This window comes from Anaerolineae bacterium, assembly GCA_013178015.1.
In the GTDB taxonomy this organism is placed as follows: domain Bacteria; phylum Chloroflexota; class Anaerolineae; order DRVO01; family DRVO01; genus Ch71.
The window spans coordinates 106,043-112,602 of record JABLXR010000004.1 but is presented as its reverse complement, the minus strand read 5'-3'; the positions used below and the strand labels follow the sequence as shown (position 1 = coordinate 112,602).

The window sequence follows — 6,560 nt, the reverse complement described above, 5'->3', positions numbered from 1 at the left end:
GCGTAGTCCACGGCGATGTCCTCGGCCACAGGCACTGCGGTTACGGTGGTCTCGATGAAACCAATGTACAGGGCATCCACTTCACTGTCGAACGTGATCCTCACCCCACCACCCCCAGTCCCCGCCCCACCTTCTCAAGCGCAGCTACGCCGTAGGTCCTCTTCTGACGGGCCTCTCCAGGGAGAGATCGGTGAGGGATCGTCAGCCAGCGTCGGCTTCTCCCTCGGCGAGCTCAGCGGACAGGAACTGCTCTACCTCTTGCACGAACGCCTCCGCCCACTGCATGACCTCCAGCACCTGCTCTTCGGTGAGCGAGACTAACTCGCGGTAGTCAGCGATCTGCCGCAGGTCGAATGCCTTGTGCAGCCACTGGCTCATCTCCCGGGGGAAGTGCCCGGTCTTCACGAAGTGCTGATCGAAAAGGGCGATGACACCGCTGTGCTTGGCAGCGGCTTTCCCAATCGTGATCAACAGGGCGAGGGCAGCGTAGAAGATGGCGTAATAGGCGCGGTTGACCACACTCCAGAAGCTTCCGCCCTGATCAAGCAGGACTCGGGCGTCATTCAGTGTGGCCCAGGCCATATCCAGCCGGTATCGGATGAGTGCTCTCTGCTCCCGCCTCACAGTGGGATACCTTCCCGTTCGACAGACCGCATGAAAGGAGACTCCGAGAGCGGGCCCAGTTCGTCCTCAGCCACCGGGATTAGCGAGAAGACCAGGCCAGCCTCGAAGCCCACCTCCCAGGCGATGCTCAGGATGGTGTCCATCGTGTGCTTGTCCAGCCTAGGCACTACGGCCAGCACATCCACATCGGAGCCCTCGGTGGCCTCGCCGCGAGCATAGGAGCCGAAGAGGGTTATCCGCACCGAAGGTCCCAGAGCCTCCTGCAACCGCCTTCTCAACTCACGCAGCACTCGTTCCAGTCCCGCGTCCATCACGTTTTCCTCTTGCGTGCCTCGCCGAGCCCAGCAGCCAATCAAGAGAGTGGTTGTGCAGGCCGAGGGGCACGGCTCTAGACCTGGCCGGAGGAAAGCACCCTTACACCGCTATCAGATATCTGCCAGATCCCCCTGGGCGAATCGGGCCGCATCAGCCCTTCCCTGACAAGCTGAGCCCGACACCACTGGGCGGTGTTCCGCCAGCGCACAGCTTTCGGATCAGACGGCAGAGGCTCACGGTCGTGCGGACTCAGAATCGCTTCCATTCTCTTCTCAACCAGTTCCAGCACTTCCTGCATGGGCGCGCTTCCTCCGCATTCGGTAAGCGCTTGCAGAATGGGGCGGCGAAAGGCATGTTCAGGGGTCCGAAGTCCGCGTGGCAGCCTTGCGGTTACACGGCGCCTCGCTCCCCGCCTTGCTCGCGGTACGCGAGCTGCAAACAGGCGAGACCATTCGGCTTGGAGCTCCTTCACCTTGGCATGGAACTGCTCCAGCCGCTTACCGGTGTCAATGCACTCCTGAGCCTTCTCATACTGCCCTCCGGCTATGGCCTGTGCGCCAGCCTCATTGATAGCGTTGGTGACCATCTCGATTTCCTCAAGGAGGATCTCAAACGCCGCGTTGACTTCGTTTCTGTCCACAACTCGTGCCTCCTTGACGGAGTGGCATCACCTTCACCACCTCGTTCCTCCGCAAGTCAACCGCCCTTGCGGGGCCTCACGGGCCTACACCCAATGGCACTGCCATCGGCATGCGGTGCGGACCACTTACCGCGGCGGCGTCTTCCTGCTAGAGGGCCGGCCTCTCCAGGGCCACGTCTTCCAGCACTGCACGCCGGAACACGCCCGGGTCGCCGAAGCGCTGGCGCGCATCGGAAGTCTCTATACCGGCGATTCGCCCGTCCGCGGCGTAGTTCGCGGCGATGCCCGCGGCCACAGGCACTGTGGCTGCAGTTGTCTCGACGAAGCCAATGTACAGGGCATCTACTTCACTGTCGAACGTGATCCTCACCCCACCACCCCCAGCCCCCGCCCCACCTTCTCGAACGCCCGCAGCCCGAAGTCCAGGTCTTCCCGGCTGTGCGACGCGGAGTTCATCACGCGGATGCGGGCCTTGCCCTGGGGCACGGTGGGGTAGCCGATGGCCATGGCGAACACCCCCTCCTCGAACAACCGCCGAGAGAACTCCTGGGCCAGGGGTGCCTCGCCCAGCATGACGGGGACGATGGGCGTCTGGCTGGCGCCAGTGTCGAACCCGAGCCCCCTCAGCCCCTCCTTCAGGTAGGCGGTGTTATGCCACAGCTTCTGCACCAGACCCTCGGAGCTCTCCAGCATCTCTACCGCCGCCAGGCAGGCGGCCGTGTCGGGCACGGTGACGGCGCTGGAGAAGAGGAAGGGACGGCCGCGCTGGCGCAGGTACTCGACGACGACGCGGCTTCCCGCCACCACCCCGCCCACCACGCCGATGGCCTTGCTCAACGTGCCCACCTCGACGTCCACCCGGCCATGGAGCCCGAAGTGGTCCACGATGCCCCGTCCAGCTCGGCCCAGGACCCCCTCGCCGTGGGCGTCGTCCACCATGAACATGAGGCCGTGCTCCTCGGCGATGGGCACCAGGTCGGGCAGGGGAGCGATGTCGCCGTCCATGCTGAAGACGCCGTCGGTGATGACCAAGCCCCGGCGCGGACGTGCTGACCGCGCCATCACCTCCCCCACCTTGGCCCGCAGGTCGTCGGGGTCGCAGTGGGCGTAGCGGACGATCTCGGCGCGGGAGAGGCGGCAGCCGTCTATGATGCTGGCGTGGTTGAGCTCGTCGGAGAAGATGACGTCCTCGCGCCCCACCAGGGTGGTGATGGCGGCCAGGTTGGCGTTGTATCCGGACTGGAGGAAGACGGCGTCCTCCACGCCCTTGAACTGGGCCAGCCGCCGCTCGAGGTCGAGGTGGAGGCTCATGGTGCCAGCGATGGTGCGCACGGCCGCGGGGCCGACGCCGAAGGCGTCCACGGCGTCCTTGGCCGCCTGGCGCAGGCGGGGGTGGTTGGCCAGGCCCAGGTAGTTGTTGGAGCAGAAGTTGAGGACGCGCTTGCCGTCCACGGTGAGCCAGGCCCCCTGGGCCGACTCGATGGTGCGGATGTGTATGTAGAGGCCCTGCTGGCGCAGGGAGTGCAGTTCGTCGGTGATCCAGGCCAACCGGTCTTGCATACGTCGCCTCCCCGGGTGAAACCGGATGCTATGCTCAAGTCAGCAGTCGGATACCGGCCGCTACCGGGAGATCACCCCCTGGCTAGCTCGGTGCCACAGGGGGCGGGTGCGCCCCGCAGCAGGCCCTCTGTGCTCAAGTCCTCGTCGATGTCAGGCCAGTGGATGCCGTAGCCGCCCCCGGCTATCTGCCAGTTAGCGCGCTGTTCGGGAGTGGTGCGCAGCAGGCGGGGATACCACGCCAGGGGCACTGCTATAGCGCGCCCGTCGGCAAGGTCTACGCTCAAGGTATCCTCATCGAGGTGCACATCCCGCACGCGCTCACCGGGCCTGACGTCTGAAGTAGTCATGCTATGCCTCCAGCAGTCTCTATTGGTGCTCCACGATCATCCGTTCGACGAGGCGCAGTTCTCTCGGGCTGAGTCCGAGGTTGCGAGCCAGGGCTACCGGACTGAGCCAGAACTTGGTGGACTGATCATCTCGGTCAACGTGCACGTGCGGCGGCTCGTCCGAGTCATGGCTGACGAAGAGGGGGCGGTACGGGCCGCTCCTGAGCACAGTTGGCATACCTCTCGGCTGAGCCTAAGCCTCTGGTTCGCTTCCAGCAGCACCCGCCACTGCCAGCCATTCGGCAAGTGCATTGGGCCGCAGGGCCTGGTACTGCGGCTGATTCGCCCTGAAGTATACCCAATTGGTGCCCGTCAGCCTGGTAGCGTTCTCGCACCAGAGGGCAGCGGCCCGGTCTTTGTGGGCCACGTCCACGTCCTCATGGCGCTTGGTCTCGATCAGGCAGTGGGTCCGACTCCGCCCCGTTCACCGTCCCCACTGTCTGGAAGGGCAGGGCCACGCGCAGGGGGCCGTTGCGCTTGCCATCCGTCTCGTACTTGCCGTGCCAGATCAGTTCAGGCATTGTCACCATTCCCGTGGCGACCCGATCCTCGGGGACAGCAGGCGCTAGGCCCTCGCAGTAGCTTCGCTCCGCACCTGCGTGCCTTCGCCGCCGCCTCAGGGCTCCCGTCGCCCCGGCAGCCTGCGCATGTAGAACCGGTGCCCCCCGTAGTCCAGGCCGACTAGCTTCCTCTCCCGGATCAGCCCCTCGAGCACCTCCCACCCGGCGCCGTCTCGTCGCAGCAACTCGGCCACCGCCTCCTCGCGCATGGGATGCACGGCGGTGACGCTAAGCAGGTCGGCCTCGGCGTCGCCGCTGGCGGCGAAGGCGTCGCCCTCGTAGCCGATGAGGAGCTCGGTCCTCAGGCCCCGCTCGGTGAAGGCCTGATAGGCGTAGTGCAGCGACTCCTCCGGGGCGGCGTTTACCCAGCCGAGCGCGGGAGGCCTCGTGGGAATGGAGATGTAGCTGATGTCAGGCTCCAACTCCTCCAGAAAGGCGGCCACATCCTGTACCTGGGCCTCAGCATCGTTTACCCCGCTCACCAGCATGGTCTCGGTGGCCAGGGTCCCCCGGAACTGTCGGCGGAAGGCAAGCATCCCCTCCTGGACCCGTTCCAGCTGCAGGTCGGCATGCGGCCGATTCACCCGCTGCCAGGTGGGCTCGTCGGCCGCATCGGCCTTGAGCGACACCCAATCGGCCTGGCAGAGCGCCTCCCGCACTTCGGGCTGCCAGATCAGGCTGGCGTTGGAGATGACGGCCACCGGAGACCCCAAATCGGTGAGCGCGGCTATCACCTGTCCCAGGTTGACGTCCAGGGTGGGCTCGCCGTCGGGAACCAGGGTGACGTAGTCCGCTGCCTCCCCGCGCTCCCGCGCCTCCGCCAGCCGCTCCGCTGCGGCTTCGGCGATGTCGGCGGGCCGGTAGAAGGGGGACCGCCGCGGGGCGGCGGCGTTGGAGCCGCCCAGCTGGCAGTATACGCAGGCGTAAGTACAGACCTTGGGCGGTATGTTGTTCACCCCCAGGCTGCGACCGAGACGCCTGGATGGTACGGGGCCGTAGACCAGACTGCTCTGCATCGGGAACCCCTCCTTGGCGAACGCCCTACCGGTGCCTGGCGGGGACGGGTCAGGTCTGCCTGGCCTGCCCAGCGGCCTCGATGAGCAGGCGCGTGGCCCCGTTGACCGAACGGGAGTGGGGGAAGACCTTCACTACGTCCGGAGCCAGCAAGACCAGATTGCTTCCTTCGGCACAGCGATCAGTGTGCTTGCCCCGCGCGCCCTCACTGAAGTTATCTTCGTCTAGCATTTCGTGAGATTCTGTCTCCCCTTGTCCTCATCCCGTCCGAAGATCGGTCGCACGCGTGCCCCGCCTGCCTATCGCCTGATCGTCCTCGTCCATGAACAGCACTATCTTAGCCGCCCGCCGATCGGGGGCCAACAGGAGATCGAAAGCGTGCTGCCACTGCTCGAAGGGCAGCCTGTGGGTCACTATGGGGCCGAAGTCCAGCCGCCCGGACCGCAGTAGCCCCGCCATCTGGTACCACGTCTCCCACATCACCCGCCCGGTGATGCCCAGAATGCGGGCCCCCTTGAAGATCACCTGGTTCGTCAGGTCCAGCTCGACGGGGCCGTTGGTCAGACCGAAGGCGCTGAAGCGGCCTCCGGGGCGCAGGCACTCCAACCCCTGCCGGACGGCGGCCGGACTGCCGCTCATCTCCAGCACTACGTCGGCGCCCTCACCGCCGCAAAGCCGGCGCACCTCCGCCACAGGGTCCTGGCGCTTGGCATGGATGCTCTCGGTGGCGCCCAGCCGCCGCCCGATGTCGAGCAGGAAGTCGGACAGGCCCACGTGCACGATGACGGCCGCCCCGGCGGCTCTGGCCACAGCCACCGCGCCCAGCCCAGTGGGGCCGTCGCCGAAGATGACCACCGAGCGACCGGCAACCGGCTCCACCAGCGTGGCATGGACTGCGTTGCCCATTGGGTCTTGGATGCTGGCCAGGGCCGGGTCCAGGCCGGGATCGTTGACCCAGAGGGAGGTCTCGGGGAGGGACACATACTCGGCGAAGGCGCCCGGGCGGTCCACGCCCAGGATGTGCAGGTTGGCACAGAGGTGAGGCAGCCCGTTGCGGCAGACGGAGCAACTCCAGTCAGGTAGGTGGCTATCGGCGCTGACGAAGTCCCCCTCCCTGATCGAGGTGACGCCGGGGCCACAGCGGACGGCGTAGCCACAGAACTCGTGCCCGATGATCATCGGAGGGCGCAGCCGGTCGCTGCCGGCCCGGTCCCACTGGTAGAGGTGCAGGTCAGTGCCGCAGATGGAGCAAGCCCGCACCTTGACCAGCACGTCATGCGACCCCACTTGCGGCTGCGCCACTTCCTGCATCGCCAGCCCGGGCCCAGGCTCAGCCTTCACCAATGCTTTCATGGCTCCACCTCTGCTCAGATTAGACACGGAGACACGGAGACAGGGAGAGGGGGAGAGGGGGAGACGCGGAGACGCGGAGACCGTTCCTTGCGCACATCACCCCCTCTC

13 protein-coding genes are annotated in these 6,560 nt (G+C 66.1%); all 13 read right to left on the bottom strand.

What is annotated here, in order from left to right:
- Positions 1-104, bottom strand: a 104-nt coding sequence (locus tag HPY83_02465) for a DUF2283 domain-containing protein (GenBank protein ID NPV06810.1), incomplete at its 3' end; no start/stop codon positions are given.
- 97 nt (positions 105-201) lie between these two features.
- Positions 202-624 carry a HEPN domain-containing protein gene (locus HPY83_02460; GenBank protein NPV06809.1) on the bottom strand — a complete coding sequence of 141 codons (423 nt, stop codon included), beginning with the start codon at positions 622-624 and terminating at the stop codon, positions 202-204.
- Entirely contained in the window at positions 621-935 is a 315-nt protein-coding gene (locus tag HPY83_02455) for a nucleotidyltransferase domain-containing protein (protein NPV06808.1), read from the bottom strand. The genes HPY83_02460 and HPY83_02455 overlap by 4 nt, the downstream gene beginning before the upstream one ends.
- A 77-nt stretch (positions 936-1,012) precedes the next feature.
- A complete protein-coding gene (locus HPY83_02450) occupies positions 1,013-1,525 on the bottom strand; it encodes a hypothetical protein (protein ID NPV06807.1) in 513 nt (170 codons plus the stop codon).
- Positions 1,526-1,727: 202 nt separating this feature from the next.
- Positions 1,728-1,949 (bottom strand): DUF2283 domain-containing protein, encoded by a 222-nt coding sequence (locus tag HPY83_02445; GenBank protein ID NPV06806.1) that lies wholly within the window; start codon positions 1,947-1,949, stop codon positions 1,728-1,730.
- A complete protein-coding gene (locus HPY83_02440) occupies positions 1,946-3,139 on the bottom strand; it encodes a glycine C-acetyltransferase (GenBank protein ID NPV06805.1) in 1,194 nt (397 codons plus the stop codon). The genes HPY83_02445 and HPY83_02440 overlap by 4 nt, the downstream gene beginning before the upstream one ends.
- 71 nt (positions 3,140-3,210) lie before the next feature.
- Positions 3,211-3,486: a DUF2442 domain-containing protein gene (locus tag HPY83_02435; protein ID NPV06804.1), complete on the bottom strand. Its 276-nt coding sequence runs from the start codon at positions 3,484-3,486 to the stop codon at positions 3,211-3,213.
- Between the two features lie 19 nt (positions 3,487-3,505).
- A complete protein-coding gene (locus HPY83_02430; protein ID NPV06803.1) occupies positions 3,506-3,703 on the bottom strand; it encodes a DUF4160 domain-containing protein in 198 nt (65 codons plus the stop codon).
- A gap of 15 nt (positions 3,704-3,718) precedes the next feature.
- Complete coding sequence (locus HPY83_02425) at positions 3,719-3,892, bottom strand: hypothetical protein (protein NPV06802.1); 174 nt, start codon at positions 3,890-3,892, stop codon at positions 3,719-3,721.
- Between the two features lie 10 nt (positions 3,893-3,902).
- Positions 3,903-4,046 (bottom strand): hypothetical protein, encoded by a 144-nt coding sequence (locus HPY83_02420; GenBank protein NPV06801.1) that lies wholly within the window; start codon positions 4,044-4,046, stop codon positions 3,903-3,905.
- A gap of 95 nt (positions 4,047-4,141) precedes the next feature.
- Entirely contained in the window at positions 4,142-5,101 is a 960-nt protein-coding gene (locus HPY83_02415; protein ID NPV06800.1) for a radical SAM protein, read from the bottom strand.
- Positions 5,102-5,150: 49 nt separating this feature from the next.
- Positions 5,151-5,330 carry a hypothetical protein gene (locus tag HPY83_02410; protein NPV06799.1) on the bottom strand — a complete coding sequence of 60 codons (180 nt, stop codon included), beginning with the start codon at positions 5,328-5,330 and terminating at the stop codon, positions 5,151-5,153.
- A gap of 27 nt (positions 5,331-5,357) precedes the next feature.
- Positions 5,358-6,452 carry an alcohol dehydrogenase catalytic domain-containing protein gene (locus HPY83_02405; protein NPV06798.1) on the bottom strand — a complete coding sequence of 365 codons (1,095 nt, stop codon included), beginning with the start codon at positions 6,450-6,452 and terminating at the stop codon, positions 5,358-5,360.
- Positions 6,453-6,560: the final 108 nt, after the last annotated feature.

What these genes read in the sequence shown, in the direction of transcription:
- HPY83_02455 (NPV06808.1), bottom strand. Translation starts at nt 935, where the DNA reads ATGGACGCGGGACTGGAACGAGTGCTGCGTGAGTTGAGAAGGCGGTTG.
- HPY83_02450 (NPV06807.1), bottom strand. Translation starts at nt 1,525, where the DNA reads ATGGTCACCAACGCTATCAATGAGGCTGGCGCACAGGCCATAGCCGGA.
- HPY83_02440 (NPV06805.1), bottom strand. Translation starts at nt 3,139, where the DNA reads ATGCAAGACCGGTTGGCCTGGATCACCGACGAACTGCACTCCCTGCGC.
- HPY83_02435 (NPV06804.1), bottom strand. Translation starts at nt 3,486, where the DNA reads ATGACTACTTCAGACGTCAGGCCCGGTGAGCGCGTGCGGGATGTGCAC.
- HPY83_02430 (NPV06803.1), bottom strand. Translation starts at nt 3,703, where the DNA reads ATGCCAACTGTGCTCAGGAGCGGCCCGTACCGCCCCCTCTTCGTCAGC.
- HPY83_02420 (NPV06801.1), bottom strand. Translation starts at nt 4,046, where the DNA reads ATGCCTGAACTGATCTGGCACGGCAAGTACGAGACGGATGGCAAGCGC.
- HPY83_02415 (NPV06800.1), bottom strand. Translation starts at nt 5,101, where the DNA reads ATGCAGAGCAGTCTGGTCTACGGCCCCGTACCATCCAGGCGTCTCGGT.
- HPY83_02410 (NPV06799.1), bottom strand. Translation starts at nt 5,330, where the DNA reads ATGCTAGACGAAGATAACTTCAGTGAGGGCGCGCGGGGCAAGCACACT.
- HPY83_02405 (NPV06798.1), bottom strand. Translation starts at nt 6,452, where the DNA reads ATGAAAGCATTGGTGAAGGCTGAGCCTGGGCCCGGGCTGGCGATGCAG.